General features: G+C 53.3%; 19 protein-coding genes. 10 read left to right on the top strand and 9 right to left on the bottom strand.

Annotated features, from left to right (window positions below; genetic code table 11):
* Positions 1–5 precede the first annotated feature (5 nt).
* From Q8K39_RS15095 to Q8K39_RS15085, 3 genes are all read right to left on the bottom strand, one after another.
* Positions 6–3,209, bottom strand: coding sequence for an efflux RND transporter permease subunit (locus Q8K39_RS15095; RefSeq protein ID WP_305261406.1), 3,204 nt, complete (start codon positions 3,207–3,209; stop codon positions 6–8).
* A gap of 30 nt (positions 3,210–3,239) precedes the next feature.
* Entirely contained in the window at positions 3,240–4,469 is a 1,230-nt protein-coding gene (locus Q8K39_RS15090; RefSeq protein WP_305261404.1) for an efflux RND transporter periplasmic adaptor subunit, read from the bottom strand.
* Positions 4,470–4,536: 67 nt separating this feature from the next.
* Positions 4,537–5,448 carry an alpha/beta hydrolase gene (locus tag Q8K39_RS15085; RefSeq protein ID WP_305261402.1) on the bottom strand — a complete coding sequence of 304 codons (912 nt, stop codon included), beginning with the start codon at positions 5,446–5,448 and terminating at the stop codon, positions 4,537–4,539.
* A 187-nt stretch (positions 5,449–5,635) separates the two neighbouring features.
* Here Q8K39_RS15085 and Q8K39_RS15080 point away from each other — a divergent pair, with 187 nt between their 5' ends.
* A complete protein-coding gene (locus Q8K39_RS15080; RefSeq protein WP_305261400.1) occupies positions 5,636–6,667 on the top strand; it encodes a LysR family transcriptional regulator in 1,032 nt (343 codons plus the stop codon).
* A gap of 213 nt (positions 6,668–6,880) precedes the next feature.
* Here Q8K39_RS15080 and Q8K39_RS15075 read toward each other — a convergent pair whose 3' ends face one another.
* Positions 6,881–7,828, bottom strand: a complete 948-nt coding sequence (locus tag Q8K39_RS15075; RefSeq protein ID WP_305261398.1) for a polysaccharide deacetylase family protein — start codon at positions 7,826–7,828, stop codon at positions 6,881–6,883.
* Between Q8K39_RS15075 and Q8K39_RS15070 the strand changes: the two genes are divergently transcribed.
* From Q8K39_RS15070 to Q8K39_RS15045, 6 genes are all read left to right on the top strand, one after another.
* A complete protein-coding gene (locus Q8K39_RS15070; protein ID WP_186953660.1) occupies positions 7,827–8,009 on the top strand; it encodes a hypothetical protein in 183 nt (60 codons plus the stop codon). The two genes, Q8K39_RS15075 and Q8K39_RS15070, sit on opposite strands and share 2 nt — an antisense overlap.
* 238 nt (positions 8,010–8,247) lie before the next feature.
* Positions 8,248–8,463 carry a TetR/AcrR family transcriptional regulator gene (locus tag Q8K39_RS15065; RefSeq protein ID WP_186953659.1) on the top strand — a complete coding sequence of 72 codons (216 nt, stop codon included), beginning with the start codon at positions 8,248–8,250 and terminating at the stop codon, positions 8,461–8,463.
* A 3-nt stretch (positions 8,464–8,466) separates the two neighbouring features.
* Positions 8,467–8,805 (top strand): hypothetical protein, encoded by a 339-nt coding sequence (locus Q8K39_RS15060; RefSeq protein ID WP_305261394.1) that lies wholly within the window; start codon positions 8,467–8,469, stop codon positions 8,803–8,805.
* A gap of 167 nt (positions 8,806–8,972) precedes the next feature.
* A complete protein-coding gene (locus Q8K39_RS15055) occupies positions 8,973–9,722 on the top strand; it encodes a hypothetical protein (protein WP_305261391.1) in 750 nt (249 codons plus the stop codon).
* 506 nt (positions 9,723–10,228) lie between these two features.
* Positions 10,229–11,773, top strand: a complete 1,545-nt coding sequence (locus Q8K39_RS15050) for a hypothetical protein (RefSeq protein ID WP_305261389.1) — start codon at positions 10,229–10,231, stop codon at positions 11,771–11,773.
* 176 nt (positions 11,774–11,949) lie between these two features.
* Positions 11,950–13,401, top strand: coding sequence for a DUF1254 domain-containing protein (locus tag Q8K39_RS15045; protein WP_305261387.1), 1,452 nt, complete (start codon positions 11,950–11,952; stop codon positions 13,399–13,401).
* Positions 13,402–13,886: 485 nt separating this feature from the next.
* Here the strand turns inward: Q8K39_RS15045 and Q8K39_RS24980 are convergent, their stop codons facing one another.
* The gene (locus tag Q8K39_RS24980) at positions 13,887–14,027 is read right to left on the bottom strand and encodes a di-heme oxidoredictase family protein (protein ID WP_370868619.1); all 141 of its coding nucleotides are present in this window, start codon (positions 14,025–14,027) and stop codon (positions 13,887–13,889) included.
* A 268-nt stretch (positions 14,028–14,295) separates the two neighbouring features.
* Here Q8K39_RS24980 and Q8K39_RS15040 point away from each other — a divergent pair, with 268 nt between their 5' ends.
* The gene (locus tag Q8K39_RS15040) at positions 14,296–15,525 is read left to right on the top strand and encodes a hypothetical protein (RefSeq protein WP_305261386.1); all 1,230 of its coding nucleotides are present in this window, start codon (positions 14,296–14,298) and stop codon (positions 15,523–15,525) included.
* A 53-nt stretch (positions 15,526–15,578) separates the two neighbouring features.
* Here Q8K39_RS15040 and Q8K39_RS15035 read toward each other — a convergent pair whose 3' ends face one another.
* From Q8K39_RS15035 to Q8K39_RS15025, 3 genes are all read right to left on the bottom strand, one after another.
* Positions 15,579–18,662: a di-heme oxidoredictase family protein gene (locus Q8K39_RS15035; protein ID WP_305261721.1), complete on the bottom strand. Its 3,084-nt coding sequence runs from the start codon at positions 18,660–18,662 to the stop codon at positions 15,579–15,581.
* A gap of 869 nt (positions 18,663–19,531) precedes the next feature.
* Positions 19,532–20,143, bottom strand: coding sequence for a hypothetical protein (locus tag Q8K39_RS15030; RefSeq protein ID WP_305261385.1), 612 nt, complete (start codon positions 20,141–20,143; stop codon positions 19,532–19,534).
* A gap of 54 nt (positions 20,144–20,197) precedes the next feature.
* Complete coding sequence (locus Q8K39_RS15025) at positions 20,198–21,403, bottom strand: MFS transporter (RefSeq protein ID WP_305261384.1); 1,206 nt, start codon at positions 21,401–21,403, stop codon at positions 20,198–20,200.
* Between the two features lie 104 nt (positions 21,404–21,507).
* Between Q8K39_RS15025 and Q8K39_RS15020 the strand changes: the two genes are divergently transcribed.
* Positions 21,508–22,410, top strand: a complete 903-nt coding sequence (locus Q8K39_RS15020; RefSeq protein WP_305261383.1) for a LysR family transcriptional regulator — start codon at positions 21,508–21,510, stop codon at positions 22,408–22,410.
* Between the two features lie 57 nt (positions 22,411–22,467).
* On the opposite strand, the gene Q8K39_RS15015 is transcribed toward Q8K39_RS15020, so the two are convergent.
* Positions 22,468–23,715 (bottom strand): hypothetical protein, encoded by a 1,248-nt coding sequence (locus Q8K39_RS15015; protein ID WP_305261381.1) that lies wholly within the window; start codon positions 23,713–23,715, stop codon positions 22,468–22,470.
* 103 nt (positions 23,716–23,818) lie between these two features.
* Between Q8K39_RS15015 and Q8K39_RS15010 the strand changes: the two genes are divergently transcribed.
* Positions 23,819–24,664, top strand: a complete 846-nt coding sequence (locus Q8K39_RS15010) for an alpha/beta hydrolase (protein WP_305261379.1) — start codon at positions 23,819–23,821, stop codon at positions 24,662–24,664.
* Positions 24,665–24,672: the final 8 nt, after the last annotated feature.

The raw sequence follows: 24,672 nt of genomic DNA, 5'->3' as shown, positions 1-24,672 counted from the left end.
CTCTCTCAAACTTTTACTGCGTTGTGATCATGGCCATGGGCCACGGCTGGCGCTTCATGCACCACCGCAGAATGCAGCTTGCGGCTACCTGCAAGAGTACGCAGCAATACATAAAACACCGGCGTCAGGAACAGGCCAAACAGGGTCACACCCAGCATGCCGAAGAACACCGCAACACCCATCGCTTGACGCATCTCAGAACCAGGGCCGCTGGAAATCACCAGTGGCACCACACCCATGATGAAGGCGATGGAAGTCATCAGGATAGGGCGCAAGCGCAAACGGCTGGCATCTATCGCTGCCTGCAAAGGCGTGCTGCCCTGCAGTTCAAGCTCCCGCGCAAATTCCACAATGAGGATGGCATTCTTGGCCGATAGTCCCACCAGCACCATCAGACCTATCTGGGTGAAGATATTGTTATCACCACCTGTGAGCCAGACGCCCGTCAAAGCCGCCAGCAAACTCATGGGCACGATCATGATGACAGCCAGTGGCAAGGTCAGGCTTTCATACTGCGCCGCCAATACCAGGAACACCAGCAAGACACTGATAGGAAATACCCAGACACCGGCATTACCTGCAAGGATTTGCTGGTAAGTCAGATCAGTCCATTCAAACTTGATACCAGCAGGCAGGGTCTTTGCAGCGATACGTTCTGCCGCAGCCTGCGCCTGGTTGGATGAATAACCGGGTGCCGGGCCGCCATTGATATCGGCCGCGGTGTAGCCGTTATAGCGCACCACCATTTCCGGGCCAAAGCTCGGTGTTACCTTGACCAGGGAAGACAGCGGCACCATTTCACCGGCGATATTGCGGGTTTTCAGTTGCAGGATATCTTCAGGTTTGGCACGGTAAGGTGCATCTGCCTGGGCACGCACCTGATACACACGGCCAAAGCGGTTGAAGTCATTTACATACAAGGAACCAAGATAGATTTGCATGGTGTCAAACACATCGGTGACAGGCACGCCCAGTTGCTTGGCCTTAACGCGGTCAAGGTTGACATCCAGTTGCGGCACATTGATCTGGTAGCTTGAGAACATAGGCCCCAGTTCGGGCGCAGTTTTGGCAGCGGCAATAAAGGCTTGTGCTGCGGCATCCAGTTCGGCATAACCCAGTGCACCCTTGTCTTCTATCTGCATCTTGAAGCCACCGACTGTGCCCAGACCCATGACAGGTGGCGGCGGGAAGACGGCGATGAAACCATCCTTGATCGCTGAATACTTCTGGTTCAGCTTGCCTGCAATCGCATCGGCTGCCAGCTCCTTGCTGCGGCGTTCTTCAAACGGTTTCAGCGTCACAAAAACAATACCGGCGCTGGAGCTATTGGTAAAGCCGTTGATGGACAAACCCGGGAAGGCAACTGCACTCTCCACACCCGGTTCTTTCAGGGCGATGGCCGACATGTCACGGATGACTTTTTCAGTACGGTCCAGCGTCGCACCATTCGGCAATTGTGTGAAGCTGATCAGGTATTGCTTGTCTTGCCCCGGCACAAAGCCGCCCGGCACGATATACGAAACACCCACGGCTGCCGCCAGCAACACCACATACACCACCATGCTGGAAGCCTTGCGGGAAATAACACCGGCCACACCTTTGGAATACTGTTCAGAACCGCGATTGAACATGCGGTTGAAGGCATTGAAGAAGCGACCAAACAGACGGTTCATCACCTTCGTCAGCCAGTCCGGTTTTTCGTCATGGCCTTTCAACAAGATGGCTGCCAGTGCTGGTGACAAGGTCAGCGAGTTGAAAGCAGAAATCACAGTCGATATCGCTATCGTCATCGCAAACTGTTTGTAGAATTGCCCGGTCAAACCGGTCATGAAGGCCAGTGGTACGAATACAGCTACCAGCGTCAAAGCGATAGCGATAATGGGGCCGCTGACTTCACGCATGGCTTTATACGTTGCTTCTTTCGGCGTCAGGCCAGCCGAAATATTTCTTTCCACATTCTCCACCACCACAATCGCATCATCGACCACAATACCGATGGCCAGTACCATGCCGAACAGAGACAAGGCATTGATGGAATACCCAAAACCCAGCATCAACGAAAAAGTACCGACGATGGATACCGGCACGGCCAGCAAGGGGATCAGCGATGCACGCCAGGTTTGCAAAAACACGATGACCACCAGCACCACCAGCGCAATCGCTTCCAGCAACGTCTCGACCACCGCATGGATACTGGAACGTACGAATTGCGTAGGGTCATACACGATCTTGTATTGCACTGAACTTGGGAAGTCTGCCGACAATTCTTTCATCGCCGCGCGTACCTGGTCAGACACGTCCAGCGCATTGGCACCAGGTGCCTGGAAGATAGGTATCGCGACGGCTGGTTTATTGTCGAGCAAAGAACGCAAGCCATATTCAGAGGCATCCAGTTCTATGCGCGCCACGTCCGCTAGGCGGGTGACTGCCCCATCGGCAGAAGTCTTGAGTATGATCTCGGCAAATTCTGCTTCTGATTTCAAACGGCCTTGCGCATTCACATTGAATTGCAAAGGCGTACCCGGCACATTCGGTGATGCACCGATGACACCAGCCGCAACCTGCACGTTTTGCTCGCGGATAGCATTCACCACGTCAGATGCCGTCATGCCACGCTGTGCCACTTTTTGCGGGTCCATCCATACACGCATGGCGTAATTGCCAGAGCCAAACAAGCCCACTTCACCCACACCCTTGATACGCGCCAGACGGTCTTTGACATTCAGCACAGCATAGTTGCGCAGATAAGTCATGTCATAGCGGTCATCTGGTGAAATCAGATGCACCACCATGGTCAATGCGGGTGAACTCTTGATGGTCGTCACACCCAGGCGTTGCACATCAGCAGGCAGGCGTGGCAAGGCTTGCGAGACACGGTTTTGCACCAGTTGCTGCGCCTTGTCAGGATCGACACCAAGCTTGAAGTTGACGGTCACAGTCAGGTTGCCGTCACTATTTGCCTGTGACTGCATGTACAACATGTTTTCCACGCCGTTGATGGATTCTTCGAGTGGGGAAGCCACCGTCTCTGCAATCACCTTGGGATTGGCACCGGGATATTGCGCCCGCACCACGACGGAAGGCGGCACCACCTCGGGATATTCCGAGATGGGTAGCTGAAACATGGATAGCGCACCGGCCAGCAAGATAATTACCGATAACACCCCGGCGAAGATGGGGCGGTCGATAAAGAATTTTGAGATATTCATGATATTTTTTTCTATCTAAGTCTGTGATGATTAAGACTTGTTGGCAGCAACAGTCTTGTCTTCAGCACCTGCAACTGGGGTCGCTGGCACAGCAGCCACTTTGCTCATCGGCACCATATTCGGTGTGATGGTGTCGCCGGGCCGTGTGCGTTGCAGGCCATTGACGACAATGCGTTCACCGGCTTTCAAGCCAGATTCCACGATCAACAAATCTTCCTGCCTGCTACCCAGACGCACCTCACGGTAAGCCGTGTGATTGTCCTTGTCGACTGCCAGCACAAAACGCTTGCTCTGGTCTGTGCCCACGGCTTTTTCATCGATCATCAGGGCCGCATGTGGTGCACCGCCACCCAGGCGTACACGGGCATACAGGCCGGGCAGGAGCAAGCCATCCTGGTTTTCAAACACGGCACGCACGCGTATGGTTCCTGATGAAGTATCGACGCGGTTGTCGATGGACACCACCTTGCCCTGGCGCGAATAACCTTCTTCATTCGCCAGACCCAGGAAGACCGGCACCTGGGCATTCTTTGCCTGCGCCGGGTTGACGTATTTCAAGAAGCTTTGTTCATCCACATCAAACGATGCATACACTTGCGATACCGATACCAGCGTGCTCAAAGCTGGCGAACTGGCACCGACTGCAATGACATTACCCACAGTGACTTCGGCACGCGAGATGCGGCCAGCAACCGGTGCGGTGATCTGGGTATATTCAAGATTGAGTTTGGCTGTCTTCAAAGTTGCCTGTGCTGCCAGTACATTGGCGGCGGCTTCACGCGATGCATTTTGTTTTTCTTCAAAATCACGGCGGGCAATGGCGTTTTCACCCAGCAGTCTTTCGCCACGGGCAAGGTCAGAACCTGTATAGGCAGCACGTGCCTCGGCGGCTGCCAGTTGCGCCTGGAAGCGCGCCACTTCAGCCGCATACGGGCGTGGGTCTATGGTGAACAGCAAATCACCTTTCTTGACCAGACTGCCATCCTTGAAATGCACGGCAGTCAAGGTACCGCCAACCAGTGGGCGTATCTCGACGCGGTCTACCGCTTCTAGCTTTCCTGAATAATTTTGCCAATCGACGATATTACGGCTGACGACTTCTGCCACGTCGACTGTGGTTGCCGGTGGAGCGGCTTTGGGTGCGGCATCGCTGGCTTCAACATTGATGGCACCTATGGTGCCTGCGGCAGCGATCAACAGGACAATGGCCGCGCTGATGGCGATGGATTTGCGGCTTGGTGCAGTAGTGGATTCAGACATGATATTCCTCGTGGATGTTGGATGTAAATTACTGAGTTCTTGAGAATTTTTTGTTTCGTCAGACATATTATTTTTCCTCCAGGGATACGAAAGCAGATGTAGTCAATTCCATAGGTAAGGCCAGACGGCGGCGCAAAAAATCTGCCACTTCCACCAGCACAGGCTGATGCTCAGGCAGTGATGCATGCTTGATCCCGGCAAAGCGGGCAACTTGCACAGGCACACCAACGGTGATCAGGGCAGCCGCATATTTTTCTGCCTCCACATGCAGGACATCATGTTCGGCAGTGGCGATAAAGGCAGGGGACAAACCACCCAGGCGGCTGGATTCCAGCGGTGCGGCATAGGGGTGCAGGCGCTGCAATGAGCGCGGCAGGTATTGGCCGTAACAATGCGCGCATTCTTGCGGGGTCAGGTCGGATTCCAGTTTCTTGGCGTCACCCAGACGTGTCATGCTGGGGTCCAGCATCGGGCCTATCAGAGCCTGCGCCAAGATTGGCGGGGCATTGCGGTCACGTGCGATCAGCGTCAGGCAAGTCGCCAGGTTGCCACCTGCATCGTCGCCCGCTACTGCCAGGCGGCTGGCGTCGGCCCTGATGCTGGCGGCATTCTTGATAGCCCACAGCATGGCGGTGTAGGCGTCTTCCGGCGCAGCAGGAAAAGGCTTGGCCGGAGCCAGTGAATAGCCTACGGACAAGACGATGACATTGCTGTTCCGCGCAATGAAGCGCGCTGGCACATCGGCATCATTCAAGGAACCGCTGATGAAACCACCACCGTGGAAATACAGCACCAGCGGCAAAACCGCATTGCCCTGTGGGCGATACAGACGCACAGGAATGCCCCCCAGCGGGCCGGGGATAAGGAAATTGTCTATCTGCAAAGATGGCTCAGCCGTCTTTGTGGTCTTTTTTCTTTTCTTGACGGTGTTGCCAGAAACGCTAGGGTTGCCAAGAATTATTGCTGTTTCGTCCATCATATTGTCGCCAATCGCGTCAGAGCTTAGTGAATGGACCGAATAGTAGGCACTATGCGCTGCCGGATAAACGCCTATAATCGAACATGACTATTCCGCCAGGCCGACTAATCAGACATCAAATTAGGTTTATACTTCGTTCAGACGAATAGTCCTTGACTATGCCAACCAGTTATTCAGGAGTACCGCGATGGACCGTTTCCAGGCAATGCAAGTCTTTACCCGCGTGGTGGACAGCAATAGTTTTACCCGCGCCGCCGACAACCTCGGCTTGCCGCGTACCACCGTCACGACTGTCATCCAGAATCTGGAAAGCCTGTTACAGGTGCGCCTGCTGAACCGCACCACGCGCCGCCTGAGCCTGACGCCAGATGGCGCGGCTTACTATGAGCGCTGTGTGCGTATTCTGGCGGATGTGGACGAGACCGAATCCTCGTTCCAGAACGTGGCGCGCGGCCCCAAGGGGTCTTTGCGCATCGATGTGCCGACCTCGATAGGCCGCCTGGTCTTGCTGCCGCAAGTCTGCGAGTTTTATGATCGCTATCCCGATATCAAGCTGGTCATGGGCATGGGTGACCGCATGGTCGACATGGTGCAAGAGGCAGTTGATTGCGTGATCAGGGTGGGTGAGTTGCAAGACTCCAGCATGGTTGCCCGCCGCATAGGCACTTTCCAGAGCATCACTTGTGCCGCGCCTGACTATCTGGATTTGCATGGTGAACCGCAAGCGCTGGAAGATTTGCAGCACCATCAGGCCGTGCATTATTTTTCCAGCCGCACTGGCCGTAACCGTGACTGGGATTTCATCGTCGATGGCAAGAACATAGCCCTCACCGTGAATGGCAAAATCTCCGTGAATGACTCGGAAGCCTATCTGGCATGTGCGCTCAAGGGCTTTGGCCTGATACAGGCACCGCGCTTCATGCTGATGCCACATCTGCAGTCGGGTGCCTTGCGCGAAGTCTTGCCGCAATGGGCACCGGCCCCCATGCCCATCTCGGTGGTGTATCTGGCCAATCGCCATCTGTCACCCAAGGTGCGCGCCTTTGTTGACTGGGTGGCCGAGCTATTCCCGCGCTGCCCCTTGTTCAGCGGCCGCGATGCCGAGTTCCTGAATGGCATGACCGAATGCGGCTTCGCTGGCAAACCAGAACAAGGCACCATGGGCAACACCCTGCGCGCCGTGCTGGAGCATCAGAATGTGGCGGAAACGGCGTATTGAGGTGTTTAATTGCGTATTTTAAAAAGACCAAACTTCTCACCACAGAGACACAGAGGGATCACTGAGATTTTAAAGGGGGAAGCGACGTACTCGAATACTATGCTCTCTCAAAAATCTCTCTCTGTGCTGACTCTGTGTCTCTGTGCCTCTGTGATGAGTGGTCTTGAAGCTAGCAGGTTGGGCCCGGTTCAACCTGCGGCCTGGCAAAAAACCTCAACGCTGCAACTCCTGATCCCACTTCATGATCCATTCCTCAGGATCAGGCTGGCCATACACTGACAGGCGTTTTTTTGCCATGCGTGCCCAGCGTGCCAGCCATGACATGCCATATTGACGGCTGGGCCCTGCTGGCAGTAGGTAAGCCGGGTCTTGCAATGCCTCTTCCAGGGTGATGAACTGATAGCCGCGTTGTTCAAGCTTGCTCAGCATCTTGTCCAGCATGTCGGCATTCAATAGCGAAGCATGGATGTTGAGGATGTGGGAAACCTGCCGCCCAAACATTTCATCACTCATGGTTTCGAAGGTGTTGACGGCGCGGTCAAGATTGGCAAGATAAGCCTTGCGCAGGTGCTCTGCATCCTCCTTGCGGTTTTTCAGAACGGCATCCTCGTACACGCGGGCATAGGTGAAGTCATCATGCTCTATCGTGAAAGGCGCGATCTTGTAGCCATGCTGCTGCAGGAAGTCTTCAAACTGCTTTTGCACTTCAGGGTTATCGCCAGTCTGGTTGTGTGGGTAGCGGTAATAGCGCGGCACTTGTTTGCGTTCTTGCAGCAGCCAGCGTGTGAAGGTGTCACCACGCAAGACGGCTTCCTGATACTTTGCCAGGCTGCTGCCATGAAAACCCAGATGACCAAAATTATGATTGCCCAATTCCATGCCCGCATCCAGCCATGACTCCAGCAAGCCTATGCGGGCATCGACCTCGCCCTTGACCAGCAAACGGTCTTCGTTGACAAAGCCCAAAGCCTTGACCTTGTGGGCCTGCAAAGTCGCCAGTATCGCCTTGGTCGCACGTTGTTCATCGGCGAGTCTCAAACGCCGGGTTTCAAATGGCAAGTCGTCGATGGTGATGGCAATGCGACGCACGGCAGTCGCAGCACTTTTTGAATCGGCCTTTACTTCAGATGTGGCTTGCGCCTGCGCGCTAACAGGCAGCATGACAAAGGCCAGCGCGGCAGATGCCAGCAAATGCCTGCCGCAGGAAGACAGGTTTTTATACACAGAATTCATTGAATACCATTATCGTTACATCGTCTCAGGCAAGCCGGGTTTCAAGCTGCCTTTAGCGAAAATGAAAAAAATCAAATCAAAAAATGCCAATATTGAATTGATGGGTTGATATAAACACAAAAATGATAATGTTATCAAGCGATTCGGCAAAGTTTGCTCAGGTTGGGCCTCAATAAGCGTATTCTTCATTTTGCCAATCACCCAGGCACAGGCTCCGCATCATTTCCAAATACATCCCACACACGGTCCTCAGGCGCTGATGTAGCAGCGGTCACCATGGCGTCTGCAAGGTCGGCCCTCGTGAAAGCCCCACGCAAGCTCGTTCTGTCGCCACCGTAGATGCCATCTTGCAAGCTGCTGCTCACATTCTCGAATCTGAAGGTCTGAGTGCCTGCTCCACCAACGCAGTAGCAAGAAAGGCTGGCGTCAGCATAGGCTCGCTCTACCAATACTTCCCCTCAAAAGACGCCATCAGCAGGGCGCTGATATTGGAGCAAACCACGGCACTCGTCGAAGATGCCGAGAAAATAGACCTGGAGCAGGGCGGCCGCAAGGCACTCTAAGACTTGATAGCTGTTGCCGTCACCCACCAGCTAAAAAGACCAGCGCTGGCAAAAATACTCGACGCCGAAGAGCTACGCCTGCCCCTAGCAGCAGACCTCAAACGCCAGTCCACCCGCCTGCGCAAAACCATACGCGACATACTCTCTCAGGCCGATATGCCAGAAGGTGCCAGCGATACAGAAGTCATGGTTGATTTAATGGGCATCATCAAGGGTATGGTTGATGCAGCGGGCGCGCGCAAATACGAGTGCCGCCAATTTCCGCAAGCGGGTGAGGAGGGCGGTGTTTGGGTATCTGGATGCGGGGGGAGTAGAACTACGGAAGGTGCTGGTCTTACATGAAGATAGTGTCACGCGACTGAAATAGGCGAAGGTAAGACTCTGTTATTTTGTGTTTTTGCAATGATTTCCAACTGCTGGACAATAGCTCATGGATATAATGCCAACACTGATTATGCAGGCATGATGCTGATATCAAACAAGATAAAAAAACTGAAGGGGGAAAATCCGTGTTCATCGTCTGGGGAAAAAAACATGTACGCAAAAATATTGGTTATGCAGCCGATTTTTGCCCTATCTGCCGTGCGCCGCAGGCATTCAGGCTGGTCCGCGTCGGCCTGGCTGGCCATGTATATTACATTACCTCCGGTGACGGGGAGTTGCTTAGCCATGAGCGTGAATGCCTGCAATGCAATACGCTGTTCAATGCCGATCCTGCCTGGTATCACACACTGTCCCAGAAGTGGCAATCGCTTGCTGAGCTGATAAAGACGACTTTCCCAAACCTGTCGGAAGTGTATAAAGACAGGCTGGAACTCGCAGAAAAAATCATAAAAACGCCAGCCCTGCTGACGCCACAAGAACGCGCTTCCATGATCAGGATACCCTTTCATCTCTTGTCGCCCCTGGTAGAACGGCGCATGGCGCAGACTCACATAGACCTGGGTATCAGTCTGGCGCTGGTGGGTTCGATTTTTTTCATCAGCATCGTCCCCGCACTGCTAATGAAAATCCTGCCCTTTGACGAAGGCCTGATCTTTCTTGCCTGCGCCATCACCGCCTTGCTGGGAATAGGCTGGCAAGTGCTCACAGCAGGCAACCGCTATGTCAAACGCCGCATCATCCCTGTCCTCGGCCCCAGTCTGAAACCCTTGAGACCGACGGAAAGCGAATTGAAAACAGCTCTGGCAGAATTGAAGGCAGACCGGCAAAAAATGGCGACCAGATTGAGTATCGCTGATCTGCAAAAATATTTATGAAGGGCTGCTTTTTCTCAAAACCTGGGTGACGTTGATGGCAGAAAATCTGGCAAGACCAAGTGGCTACGATTAGCCCAGCGTAATCGTACACAACCGTGTCGCCAAAAAAGGTAAAGACCTCAAGCATATCGCAAGATACTCGCTACGCTATCTCAGTATGAACATGGTTTATTTTCGACTGAAAACCGTAATGTAGCCATGGTGCAGAAGAGAGTTGGAACAGGTAGCATGCGTACGATTACGCTTGCGCTAATCGTATCTACGGCCCTGAAAAAAGCGATAGAAAAAACACAGTCACAGTTGTTGTATTTTGACTAATTAATGTGGTAATTGCATTAATTAAAGATGTTTTTATGTTAATCTCAATTTTGTCAGCGATTTTCCAGGCATCCTTGTAGCGTTCGTCGCTTTCATCCTGTTGTTGATCGACAGCCTTCACTTTAACAATCTTCGTCAGCCTGACGTTTTTAGCAGCTTGTGCGAATACTATCCTGGGATTACATCACATGAAAATTCAGCGTTTGATCGGTAGTGGGTCGTCCCTGCTGGCGGCTCTATTCTTTGCGCCGCAAGTCGCGCATGCTTATTTTGAAGATATTTGTGTCTCAAAGAAAGACCGCAAGATCGTGGCCTGCGTGGAGCCGCGTGCGGCGTGTGCAAAGACGCCGTCTGCAGGTAAAGCTTGTCCGGCGCAGCTTGCGCAGGCGGTGAAGCAAATTGCCGCGCCTGTTCCCGCCAGAAGCATGATCCATTCAGATGCCACCTACTTTTTGGCGCAGGCACTGGGCTATAGGGCCGATGTGGCGTATTGGATTGTTGCTTACAATGAAGTGGCAGACTACACGCAATATGCACCCATTGACCAGTGCGGCGTGCAAGCGTCTGCCAGCAACTCTGGCCAGTCTTATATCACGGCCAAATTTAATGGTTTTCAGCGCACCAATGCAACAACCGATGGCCCGCTGTATCACTACGTGCTGCCGTTTTCTCCTAACGGTGCAGGCACGGACGTGCATGGTGCCAGTGGTATCCAGGCCGTGTACCCGTTTCACTTCCCTGTACCCGGCTATCCGCTCGTGATTGACGATGTTTATGAGGGTTCGCTCTCCAATATGCGGCAATGGGCCATGCAGCCAGATGAAGAACCTGGCTTGCTGTGCGCTGCAGGTTTGACAGTGCCCAATGGCGCTTCCAATTTCAGTGGCCCGGCGTGCAGGACCGGCGTCACTGTGCAGGGAAATGTGCCAGTGATTACGCGCTCCCAGAAGGGTGTTCAGGTCAGCTTCAATTCGGGTGATAAAATTCTCGACAACAGCAGTGGCGACGTCAGCTACCGCGAACTTGGCTCCTGGTTGAAGGACAAGTCACGCACCACCGGTGTCTTGTGGAAAGACCCAGCCTCGCCGCCGGTTCCGGTGCAGCTTGCCCGCATCGGTTTGTACATACATAGCATGCAGGACACGGCTTCGCATTCGACTTACTGCGGTGACGATGCGCCTTCTCCTCCTGGCGGCACCGATGTCGGCAGCTATATGAAACTCGACGGCAATAAGTTGCAACTCATCTTTGGTGCGACCTGTGCCACGGCGCCGCACATCGCCGGGCATACAGAAGAAACCGCGACTGGCGATTCTCCCTTGCCCCTGCGCAATTACACAGCACTCAATATGACCTTGAACGAGCTGATTATTTTTGGCAATACGGTGGCCAAGGCCAAGGGATGGATCGTCAACCCTGAACTGCTGCCGCCTGATGTTGTTGGCGGTAAAAACGCAATGGGGCAAAGTGCCGCTGATCTGCAGGCCAGGCTGGTCGGTACCATCACCCAGGGTAAGAAATGGACGCGCGGCGAAGTCTACCAGTCCAGCCTGGTGACATTACCACTACAGCAGCTTTCCACTTTGAACCGGCTGCATGCGATGAACGCCGCCCTGGTGTCGTACTCTGACTACGTGCAAAAGCAATACACAGCACCTGGCCGCTTCACGCCATTCGAGCTGATGCCTGGCAATGCGAAAAACCCGCAAGATACCAGCGCCTGTTTTAAATAGGATAGGGCTTGCAAAAAATTGCACCAACAAGGCTATCGCTGTAGGGAACCCTCTCTTGCCAGAGAGGGTTTCAAGCTTGGCAAACACGAGCTAGTCTGAAAACACTGACTACGCTTCCAAGATAGAGAACGTGTTTAGCTTCAGTCCCCAGCATTCCACCCCTGACAGGAGTCATCATGAGCAATGCAGCGTCAACACCGGACGCCAGCCAGTTCAGCCTGCTATTGCCGCAACTCAGTCTGCCTGACGCAGACAATGCCGAAGAAGAGTATACGTATTCGCTGGGCATTCAAGCCTACATCTATGGTTTCCCCTGGATTTACAATGCGCAATTGCGCTGGTTGTGGGCCAGCGAAGCAGGCAAGCATTTTTCAGAAAAGCATGGGCTGCCTGACCTGTATGCGCCTATCAATACCTTTCATCACGCAGCCGTACTGGCTACTCCGGCAGCACAAACGGGTGGTGCGCCCAATACCGATACGCTGTACTCCACTGCCTGGCTCGACATCGCCGAAGACCCCATCGTTATCTCGGTTCCAGCAGTCACCGACCGGTATTTCGTGATCGAAATGGTGTGCATGGATGCCGACAACTTTGCCTATGTGGGAACGTATGCCACAGGTACAGAAGCAGGCAACTACCTGATCGCACCACACCACTGGAACGGCACGGTGCCAGATGGCGTGGCGGATATCTTGCCGCGCTCGCGCACTGATACCGTATTCCTGCTGGGACGCACCGGAGTCAACAACAGCAGCACGGCCGAAGTTCAAGCCGCCAATGAGGTCCAGCAGCAATACCTCTTAACGCCGCTGGCCGACTGGCCCAATGCGCCTACGCCGTATAAAAAAACGGTGATGATACCCTGGGGTGTGGACTACAACCATACCGCAGGAGCATGGCACACCATGAACGAAGCCATGACACAAAACCCGCCCGGTTTGCCACCGGGGATCAATCAGCAGCAATTGCTAAACCTCTTTGCCACGATCAACATCGGCCCGAACCAGCATGTAGAGCAGCAATCCGAAGCTGCCCGCATCGGTCTTCAGCGGGCGGCGAAAGATGGGCTGGACTTGCTGAAAAAATTCAGCAAATCTCGCGGGAAAACGGTGAATAACTGGACGTATCCACCACAAGACGTGGGCCGCGCCGGGCAGCACAGCGACTTTATCACCCGCGCAGCGGTGCAATCCCTGTCGGGCATCTGCGCCAATGACCCGGACGAAGCGGTGTATATCAACACCAGCATCGACAGCAAGGGCAATGAATTGAATGGTTCCAATTGCTATCGCATGACTTTTTCGGCTGGCAATTTCCCGCCCTTCAACGCTGACATGCACGGCTTCTGGTCGGTCACCTTGTATAACTCGACTTACAATCTCTGCCCCGGCTCCAGCAATTATTCCATCAATGGCTACTACCCGGAATTCTCAACCACCGATGCCGAGGGCGGCATCACCATCGTGATCCAAAGCGACAAGCCCGACACCTTACCTGCCGGAAGTTACTGGTTACAGTCCCCCAGCGACGAAAGTTTCTTTTTGATTTTAAGAGTCTACGTTCCCGGCCCCACTGTCAGCTTCACGCAAACCTATAGCCCACCAGCGATTATTGTTGAAAGTTGATTGCACCAAGTAGAAGAGCGACACTGCCGCTATAAAGGCCCCGTTGATGAGCGCAGAAGCGAAATCCGGGGCTATGTCTTTCATGCATACATTTCCTTGGCTTGGAAATGTCGCGATGTCTTGATGATGTGCCAGCCTTCGTGATTGCTACGCATCCACCACCAATCCCGTGCTATGGTATTGATTTTAGAGCTCATTCGCATGAAAACACTGACTGGTATCGTTCTGGCGAATAGGAAGGCATTTGGATGAACAATACGTTTAAAGTCGGGTTCAGATCGTCACCGAAAATCATGCTTGAGCAAATAGTTGAATGTGCGCATAGAAAATCAATGAATTAGAAAGTTTGCTTAAGCGACCTTTCCCCTTCGTTGCATCAGTCTTGCCGGGCATGCAGAATGCCTAGATGTAGTGAAGAACGGCTGCTGAACATGTATCTGTTCAGCAGCCGTTTTACTAAGCAATGCTAGCGAATTACACCAGCTTTACAATGACTTCAAGAAAGCCAGCACCGCATCACGATCAGCCTTGGACAGGTTCTCGAAACGCTGGCGGGATTTGTCTGCTTCGCCGCCGTGCCAGAGTATGGCTTCTGTCTGAATAAGGGCACGGCCATCACGTAGTATTGTCTATGCTCCTTTACACATTCAATGTCATCACAGTCGTGAGTTTATGAAGCTGCATATGGGGCAGTGACGGATTCTTCAAATATAAAAACCTTTCTCGTCGCCCTTGATAAAAATTGATGCACGATTGAGTAAAGGTAATTTCACTTTTTGCAATATAATTAACTCGAAGAAAAGCTTTTTAAACTAAAAGAAAAAATTAAGGCTTTCTAAAAAATTAAAGCATCTGAATGTTAAAAAAATTAATTAATTCACGACAACTAAGCTTATGCCTATCCAATGGAAATCTCGGAATCGTTTCAAACCTGAGCTTGTATTAGAGCGAATTGATGGCGTTAGAACAGTGGGAGATGATGGAGGAGTGTCATACACAGGATTCGAAGTTTATGAGTCCATGTTCACACTTCAATCCATGCTTCAATTTCCCACAGTTGCCGCAGAAATTGAGAAGGAAACCTTAATCTGGCGTGCACTATCTATAACTGGTAAGAGTCTAACGCCTGATGCTTTCTTAAAAGCACTCAACTGTGCGCTTGATGAAAAACTCAAAGGTCGCGAGACCGAATATATCGCCCTTACTTCGATGTCACTTGATCCTGAGGGACTACCAAAAAAAATCAAAATACTTAACTGCGATATAGAATTTCTAACGAATGGATATCCGAAGAAATTTAGCTCTCGCGATCAACTAATAAAAGAGCATAGAATTTCTGTTGAGGATACACCAAAAAACTATTGCAAGATATTGGTAAAAATTAAAGCCAAATCAGACAGTGTTGCTTTTCATAAGGCAATGCGAGCAATTGATCTTTTAAGGGCCATACTATGTCTAATGGCAAATCCAACAATGCAACTTGCGTTTAAATCGCAAAATCAAGACCCAATCAATGTCATCAGATTAGGCTGTCGCCACACAGTTCATCTTAGTGATGGGACAAGTTCACGAAATGGTCTTTGGTATGAACCCAATTTTATGCCAACACGGCTACATAAATTCGAGAATGCAAAAATTGTAGTTTCTAATTTTCGATGGATACTCCGTCTCATCAATAAATCAAACTTCCAAGAATCATTGATCACAGCGCTACTTCTGTTTGTTCGAGCGTTGGATCATAGCAGCCCTGATACAGCTTTCTTACGACTGTGGAGCGCGCTTGAGACGCTTACAAGTCCAGGCGTGGCAGACTATGACAAGTTAATTCACAGAAGTGCCTTTCTATTCAAAGAACATGCATATCATAGACAGGTTCTTGAGCATTTGCGAGTTTATAGGAATGCGAACGTGCATGCTGGAGAAGAATCACAGAATGCCAGAATTCATTGCTTTCAACTTCAACTGTATTTTACGGAAATTGCATGGTTTTGCATTCGAAATTCAACCAAGTTCTCGACCTTAGATGAGGCGGGTCAATTTTTGGATTTATCACCAGATCCTGTCGAGCTTCAGCGGTGTTTAGCGAAAATCAAGCGAGCGATCAAATTTACATCTCCAAAATAGTGGCTGCTAAACTAGTCTCAGTTCAGCAGCCGCTTATCAGTTAAAACTAAAGATCACAAAGACTTCAAGAAAGCCAGTACCGCATCACGATCAGCCTTGGACAGGTTCTCGAAACGCTGGCGGGATTTATCTGCTTCGCCGCCGTGCCAGAGTATGGCTTCGGTCAGGTTACGGGCGCGGCCGTCGTGCAGGTAGCCTACCTTGCTGTTATTGCCCATGACTTTGTCGGTATAGCCTATGCCCCACAGCGGCGCGGTACGCCACATATTGCCTAGTGCCTGGCCTTCTACCAGTTTATCTGCCAGGCCAGCTCCCATGTCATGCAGCAGCATGTCTGTGTATGGCCTGATGGTCTGGTTGCGCAGTTCTGCCAGCAAATGGCCGTTGCCAGTTTTCATCTCTACCGTGTGGCATGCAGAGCAACGCATGGCCTGGAACACCTTGGCACCGGCACTGACTTGCTGCGGATTGACGACATGCTCATCCATAGGTGCCACACCTTTGGGGAAGCCGCTGGCAATGCTGCGCTGGGCAGGCACGGCGACCAGACCAAGGTAGCGGGTGATGGATTGCAGGTCAGCTTCAGTGATACCTTTTTGCGCAGGTGCGGCAGCACAGCTTGCCGGGTCTGTTGTACAACTGCGGTTAGGGTAGCTTGGTGACGTGACAGCCATGTCCTGCAAGAGTGCGGCAGCAGTCTGGTGACGCAGAGTGGCCTTGGATGCTTTCCAGCCAAAGCGGCCTACGCGCACTGCACCGGTTTCTGGTTCATACACATAGTTGGCCAGGCCGACGACACCATCAGCATCTGGCGATGTGCGGGCACGTGCCAGGATGTCGGCTTCAGGTATGGCTTCGAGCAAGCCCATGCCTATCATCGGCTGGGCAGCGCGCAGCGAATACACGCTTGGTACTGCCCCCTCAAATGCCAGCGTGGGTTTGCGCAGTTCTACGCTGCTGCCATCGGCCAGTTTTGTTGTGCGGGTTTCAAATCCGGCGACGTTGACATTGGTGCCCCAGTTTTGCGGCATGCCGCTGCTTGAGTAGGCATTCATCTGCACCACGGTGCCATATTGCGGATGCGGCAATTGCTGGCCCGCTGCATTGGTAGCTGCCACCCGTACCGACATGCTGTCGAGACGCTGGTTGATGGCGACGGGTGCAGGGCTGCGACCATTATTGACGTGGCAGGCAATACAGGCAGACTGGTTGAAACGCGGCCCCTGCAAACCCACGGCTTGCTGGTAACGGTCATTGCCATTCTCATTATGGTCACCCGTGGTGAAATTGGTATGCACCAGGCGACGGCCTTCGACGAAGCGCTGTATGTTTTGCATGCCCGCATTATTATGCGGCTGCTGGAACATGAACAAGCCATTGTCAGAATAATTGTAGGAAACCGAACCCTGGCCACCTGACAAAGTCTCATCAGGCAAAGGCACCGAGTTCAAACGCGGTTGCACGCCATACCAGGGCTTGAGGCCAGCGCCGACCACATATATCCATTCAGACGAGTAATAACGCACACCACCGCTATCACCCTTGGCAGCCATGCCCTCAGGCGTAGAAAACATGGATGGCGACACTTCGATAATGTCACCTACCACTAGCGGGCGTGCCGGAATGTTTTTGCCATTCGGGAAGCCGTTTGCATCCAGGTCGCTATGTCCGGGATAATTCTTGACCCGCAAGGTACAGGCACCATTGATGCCGTCAGCACTGCTGAGTTTGTTATTGGCAGGGTAGGGCACGGGTTTGCAGATGGCGACATTGCGGTCTACCAGTTCACCCGGATTCATCCAGCCATAACCAGTGACACCCACGCGGTCAAAGCCACGGAAGAAAGCCACGCCACCCGGCAAAAAGTCCACGGTATTGTATTGGTTGACGGTCAGTGTAGGCTTGGTCACGCCAGCCACACGGCTATTGTCGATGATCTCAAAACCCCATGTGCGGTTCTTGAAATATTGCGCCACAAAGGTCAGGTAATTGCCCGGGCCTTTATCGACTGGCAAGCCAGTTGCTGCATCAATGGTTTCATTCGGGCCATAGCCGATTTCATTCCATTCTTCTCCGCGTTCACGGCCATGACGTGCCAGGCCGCGTGCACCAAAGCGTGTGACCAGCGTGCCATCAGGTAAAGTGAATTGCAGGCTTTCCAGCGGTTCTGCCGCAGCAGGCAAGGGCGCCCAGCCGCTGCCACTGGCAGGGAACTTCAAGACAGATGTCGTCGCATCCGGCAGGGTGTTGTCGCTGCCGGGCGATTTGAATTCAACCTCAAACAAAGAGTAACCATACTGGGTGGCGCGGGCCACACCTTGCAGGCGTAGGTAGCGGGCATTCGCACCCAGGTTGAAGAATTCTTCAGTGCCGCCCTTGCCACCGCTGACATAGCGCAGTTGTGTCCAGGTCTGGCCATCGTCGGATACGCGCAGGGCATATTCCTTGCCGTAGGCGTTTTCCCATGCCAGTTTCATATAACCGACTGGTGTCTTGGCACCAAAGTCAAACTGTATCCAGGCACCGTCTTCAGACTTGCTGCCCCAGCGGGTATTGGCTTTGCCATCGATCGCCATGGCGGCGGACATGGCCTGGTTTTCTACTGCGGATGAAGTCGCGGCGACAGGCTTGACAGCGACGCCAGGTTTGCTCAAGTCTATCGTTCCAGGGTTGCCGGGCTGGCTGGGCTGGGTTGGATCTGTGCCAGGTTGTGTTACTGGCGTGCCTGTGAATGCCTGTATCTCGATGATGGAATAACCATACTGGGTAGAACGCTTGATACCCTTCACGCGCAGGTAACGGCCTTTGCCATTCAGCTCTGTCAGGTCTTCAATGCCACCCTTGCTATTGTCTACCGTCTTGATCGTGGTCCAGTCACTATTATTGTCCGAGACTTGCAGCAGGTATTGCGTGGCATGGGCATTTTCCCATTGTATGCGCACGCGGGTGATGGTTTCAGACTTGCCAAAATCCAGCGTCAGGTACTGGTCATCGGTAAAAGCACTGCCCCAGCGGGTGTTCTCATTGTGGTCGATGGCTGCAACTGCCGACAGGTCACCACGTTCAACTGAGCTGGCGGTAGCGCTGACAGGTGTCAGCGCAGTTTCTGCAGGTGGGCCTTGCGGTGGCGCAGCCATGGGGCTTGTGCTTGTTGTACCTGAATCGGCAGTGCTTGAACCACCGCATCCTGCCAGTTGCAGGCAAAGTAGCGATGAGGCCAGGCAGATGGCCGTCATGCGATTGGATAGTTTTTTCACGTAGGAACTCCTGGTTTTTACGTTGGCGCATATGGATGCGTGGATGTGTGCACGGCATCTGTCTATATTGCATGGCACATGCTTGTGGATATGCCAGTGAAGCCTGGTCTGTACCATGCCTTCACAAAAGAGAATCAGGTAAAACTGGTCTGTGTTACTGGTCGAGGCTTGACAGTATCCAATTGCCAGGCATGTTGCAAGGTCGCGCAAATGGGCTGATGTCTGCCCTGAAATGGGGCGTGGCCCATCTCAAATTTTGTCATTGGGGTTGACAGATTTGGTCAGTCTGGAAAGCATCCCAATACTGACTGGAAAATTTGTCCTGCAAAAATTGGAAACTTTTCCATTTTTGTGGCAATTCCCGTGGTAATACCACATGCACAAACCCTCTGCAGACCCAGATGCGCCGCTGACAAAAAATGGCCATGGAATATCAAAATTAACTTTGTTATTGACAAAATTTTCCTGAAAATGAAAGTGGTATTACCGCTCCTTTGTTTATGACAAAATTGTAAGAAACAAATTGATTTCCCTGTTACAGAAAACTTACAATTGGCCCGCGGGAAAAGCAGTTGCCAACCCTGTTTTGCAACAGCATCAGACTGGGCGAATCTTGTTTGTGAGGAGGCAGGTAGTAGTGGCTACCGTCGCGAACATAACGAGTGACATGCACAGGCTGTTCGCGGCCAAAGCCGTTTATAAGGGTTAATGCAGGAAAGCTGCTAGCACGAGGTAGTGGGAGCCAGGATTTATTCAACGATCAGTGTATACGTCACAGCTTGCGACATATTATTGCCACGTCCGCCAAAGTTGATCGTATGCTTGCCAGGGCTTAAGGGTTTGAGCATGACATAGTAGCCATCGGCAGCAGTAGGGGCGAGTTTGACACGGCCACCGGTCAGTGCTCCTGCATCAAAACACCCTGGGCTGATCTGTCTGTGTGCTTCAAGTTTGGTGGCGCGCACGTCGTCAATTTCCAGTACCAGCATATGGATGCCATCTATGGCTTCCCTGACAGCTTCAGTGACGCCCTTGCAACTGACATTGCCTGCTACAGACGAATTGACCATGTAATTAATCATCGGGAAGTAAAGGTATTTGCCTTTGGGGACGGTGCAAGTCCTGATGGTTCTTTGCGTGCCATATGTGCCAGCCAAAAACCAGACCGGGCCTTCCTGTTTCAAATGACAAGAATCCCCGGTTTTGTCTGCAACCGGGCTATTGTTCTCGCCGTCAAATGAACGCGCCCATTGCCACCAGGCGCTGGACCATTCTCCCTGGGTTTTACCAGCCACCACTTGTTTTGGCGCGATCAGGCTGGCGGGATTTGCGGGGCCTGCAGCAAGGCTAGTGGCAGGCAACTGGCTGCCGACAGACAATAAAATAATCAGGGATAGTTAGTCTCACTGTACAGGTCAATGCATGGCAACTGCCCTTGCTTGTCCAGGAGAGACGGAAATCCCATCCGCCTTGTCCAGCCGCCCCGCCAGCGTTGTCAAGCCCCAGGCACCCACTACCACCAGCGCACCTATCCATGGTGTATGCATCAAGCCGATATGGCTGACTATCAAGCCACCAGCCCAGGCACCGAAGGCGATGCCAACATTGAAGGCCGCGATATTCAAACCTGATGCTACGTCAATCGCTTGCGGCGCATCTTGTTCAGCCCGCTGGACGACGTAGACTTGCAAGCCCGGCACATTGCCAAAAGCCACTGCCCCCCAGGCCAGCACGGTCAGCAAGGCCAGCCATTTGTTATGCGCAGTAAAAGTCAGCACCAGCAAGACCAGGGCCAATAAGGCAAATACGATTTGCAATGCCGCGACAGGGCCTTTTCTATCTGCCAGCTTGCCACCCCAGATATTGCCAACCGTGACTGAGACACCATACACCAGCATCACCAGCCCCACCGCACTGGCGCTAAAGCCGCTGATGTCTTGCAGTATCGGTGCCAGGTAAGTGAAGGCGATAAAGCTGCCGCCATAACCAAGAGCGGTCATCGCATACACCAATAACAGGCGCGGTTTTTTCAGCACTGCCATTTGCGTCAACAAAGAGGCAGGCTTGCTGCTGGCGATGGTGGAGGGGATCAATATCGCACAACCGATGAAAGCAATCACACCCAGCGCCGACACCGCCAAAAACGTCGCCTGCCAGCCCAGATGCTGGCCGATGAAAGTACCCAGCGGCACACCTGTGACCAGTGCCACCGTCAGGCCGCTGAACATTAGCGCAATCGCACTGGCGGCCTTGTCTTTGGCGACCAGGCCAGTGGCTATCGTCGACCCTATGGAAAAGAACACCCCATGCGCCAGGCCAGTCAGCACCCTTGCCGCCATCAGCGAGGCATAGTTGGGCGCCATCCAGGCCACCAGATTACCGATCGTGAACAAGGCCATCAGGCCCAGCAATAATTGCTTGCGTGGCACGCGGCCAGTCAGTGCAGTCAGCACGGGCGCACCAACGGCCACGCCCAGCGCATACAGGCTGACCAGCAAGCCGGCAGAAGGAACAGACACCGCCAGGCTGCTGGCGATGGTGGGAATAAGGCCGACAATCACAAATTCTGTCGTACCGATGGCAAAGGCGCTGAGTGTCAGCGCCCAGAGAGCAAGTGGCATGTTTGACTCCAGATAATGAAAATAGAACGAATACGGAGTCTGATCCCATGCAAGGTAAAGAAAAATAGCTTAAGCTACACTTAACTTATGACTCGGAGTCAACAATGCTTAGCCTGGAAACCATGAAAGCCCTGGTCGCAGTGGCCGATACCGGCTCGTTTTCAGCCGCTGCCGAGCGCCTGGGGCAAACGCCGTCCGGCATCAGCCGCAGCATTTCCCGCCTAGAAGCACAACTGGGCATGACGCTGATGACGCGCACCACCCGCAAGCTGGAACTGAGCGAGGAAGGTCACTGGCTTTTGCAAAGGGCAAAGAAGATACTCTGTGACATTGATGACACTGAAGAACAACTGACAGCACGCCTGTCGCAACCATCCGGCCTGGTACGGGTGAACGCCGCCACTCCCGCACTTGATCACCTGATCGCGCCATTGGTGGCGGAGTTTCTGGATACCTATCCCCTCATCAAGCTCGAACTGGTCAGTGGCGAAACCTTTGTCGACCTTATCGAAGAAAGGGCGGATCTTGCCATACGCATAGGCCAGCTCAGCGATTCCAGCCTGCATGCGCGTCGCCTGGGTAGCAGCCGCATCCGCTTGGTAGCCGCACCGCATTATCTGGCACGCCATGGTGAACCACAGACCGTGGCCGACCTGGCGCAGCACAGGCTGCTGGGTTTCACCGCGCCCGCCAGCCTGAATACCTGGCCGCTACCTGCTACGGATGCCGCAAACAATGAAGGCTACATCATCGACCCCGTCGTCAGCGCCAGCAACGGCGAAACCCTGCGTCACCTGGCAGTGCAGGGTGCCGGCATCGTCAGCCTGTCTGACTTCCTCACCATGGCAGACCGCGCCCACGGCAGGCTCAAACCCGTGCTGGCCGACATCAGCCTGCCGTGGATGCAGCCAGTCTGGGCGGTATTCTATAAACAGGAAGCGATACCACCACGCGTGGCCGCCTTCCTGGAATTTTTGATGACGAGATTGCCGCTGGACAGGGTGTGAGGGGAGGGGCGGCCCAAGCTATATTGTTGCAACCCACACCCGCACAACCCGCATCCACTACTCCCGCGCCGTAATCGTCAACACCGGCGCATCCGGATCAGCCACATTCAACGCAAAGCTATACTTGCCAGCCTGTGGCGGTTCAAACCACACATCCTTGCCTGCCCAGGCCAGGGCCTTGCCAGTATTGATCGCGAAATTGCCTTTGGTTTCATTGGCCCTGGTATCGCCTATGCCAAGTTCGACCATTTTGAAGTCTTTCGACACTATCTTGAACTTGCTGATGCCCTTGGCTAAAACCACATCCACGCTAAAATTGCTGGCATCAACCTGCGTCAAGGGCAAAGAGTTATCCCATTTGTTCATGGTGCCGCTCAGGTAGATGGGCTGGGCAGTGAAATGGGCAATGCTGGTGGCTGGTGATGGCTGGAATTCGACCAGGGTATCGTCAGGCCAGTTGCGGTCAGCAAGTGGCAGCACCGCATACTTCAGGCGATGGCCACTCAAAAGCACCGTGCGTTTATCACCCGACACCAGGCTGACGCTGTCCGTCGGGAAAGGTGTAAAAGTACCATAGCTGACCCTGGATGACAGGCACCAGTCGGTGCCGCCTAAAGCCACTGCGGCAGCGGCACGCAGCAAGACATTGAATTCTTTCTTGGCAATTGCGATGGCGACCTGGCATTCAAGGCGCACATCACCAAGGCGGCGCATATTTGCCGGGACATTGGCGCTGTTCACGCGCGGCATGCCACTGAATTCACCACGTGCGCGATTGAGCATCAATTCGGCATCGCCATCGGCTGCTGCCTGGTCACGTGGCAAGATAAAGCTGCCATCAGCAGCAACCGCCACCGGGATGGACATGTCATCATTAGCGATGCGCAGGCTCAGCCCGGCCAGCGACGTACTGGCATGCCTGGGCTTGAGCACGAAACGCAAGTTGTCCGCCGTTGGTGCCAGATGGTGCTTGCTCTCAAACATGTCCAGCCCGGCCAGCATATTGCGGTAAGAACGCAGTTCTGGATTCTTGATGCCGCTCACGGCGACCGACTGCGGTTCTTCTGCGGCGGTAGCTGCTGGTGGGACTTCAGTGGCTGCGGCAGGCTGGCTGAGCAGGGGCAGAAGCAGAAACAGGCTGGTGTTGAGTAATCGTGCCATGGATATCCGTGGTGGGTTGATGACAGGCAGCAATATACGCCAGGGATTAAGGTTACAGCAATCGCTAAAACGACGACGCAAGGATAATCCTTTTTGTGGGCCAGCAAGCTGAACTTTATCGTACTTCAAGTACTCGTAGCCCATGGTTCGGATTTGAAACTCAAAGACAGATTTGTGCTTATTGTCAAAAGCATCAAATAATCCAGAGATAGCAAGACTTTGGGCATAGACCGGCAGAACGCCTATAATGGAGCAAAAGAGTGCGGCTGGCCTGGCCATACTCCTATCCTGCCTTGATGGAATCCCCGCCATGTTTGCCATGAGCAAGCCACCATTCGCTGTAAAAACCCGTATCCATCGCTGGATACGCTATTTCTTTTTCAGCTTTGCCACCTTGTCCACCCTCTGGATGATCAACAATGTCAGGACCCGCGATGTCGATGACAGCATGTTCCAGTCCAGCACCAGCATCGCACTCACTGACACCCCGGCATCCCTGGAATTGCGCCCCTTGCTGGCCCAGCCAAAACGTGGCCTGATTTTTTTCTGCGGCAGCGGCATTGCAGCAGATGCCTATATCCCCCTGCTCAGGCCAGTGGCCGAAGCCGGCTTTACGGTATTCATCATCAAACTGCCCTGGCGCTTTGCCCCGCTGGAATCCCACAAGGAAATCGTCCTGTCACAAGCCAAAGACATCATCAGCACCCACCCCGGCCTGCCATCCTGGGTGATTGCCGGTCATTCCCTGGGCGCTGCCCTGTCGGCGCGCTATGTGCAGACCGATACTGACCATATAGCCGGCATGCTGTTGCTGGGCAGCACCCATCCCAAATCGGCTGACCTGTCGGGTTTGCGCATACCCGTGACCAAAGTTTTTGCCACCAATGACCAGGTCGCCCCCAGAGAAAAAATCATCGCCAACAAAAATTTGCTGCCCAGACAAACCAGATGGGTAGAAATTGACGGCGGCAACCATTCCCAATTCGCCCATTACCGCTACCAACTCCTGGACGGTGACGCCACCATCCCCCGGGAACAACAACAGGCGCAGGCCCGCGAGGAAATCCTGGCGATGCTGAAACAAGTCGATTGATCTCTCAA

This window comes from Undibacterium sp., from assembly GCF_030683615.1.
Taxonomy (GTDB): Bacteria; Pseudomonadota; Gammaproteobacteria; order Burkholderiales; family Burkholderiaceae_D; genus Undibacterium; species Undibacterium umbellatum.
The sequence above is the reverse complement of the archived record's forward strand: the minus strand, read 5'-3'. Positions and strand labels throughout refer to the sequence as shown.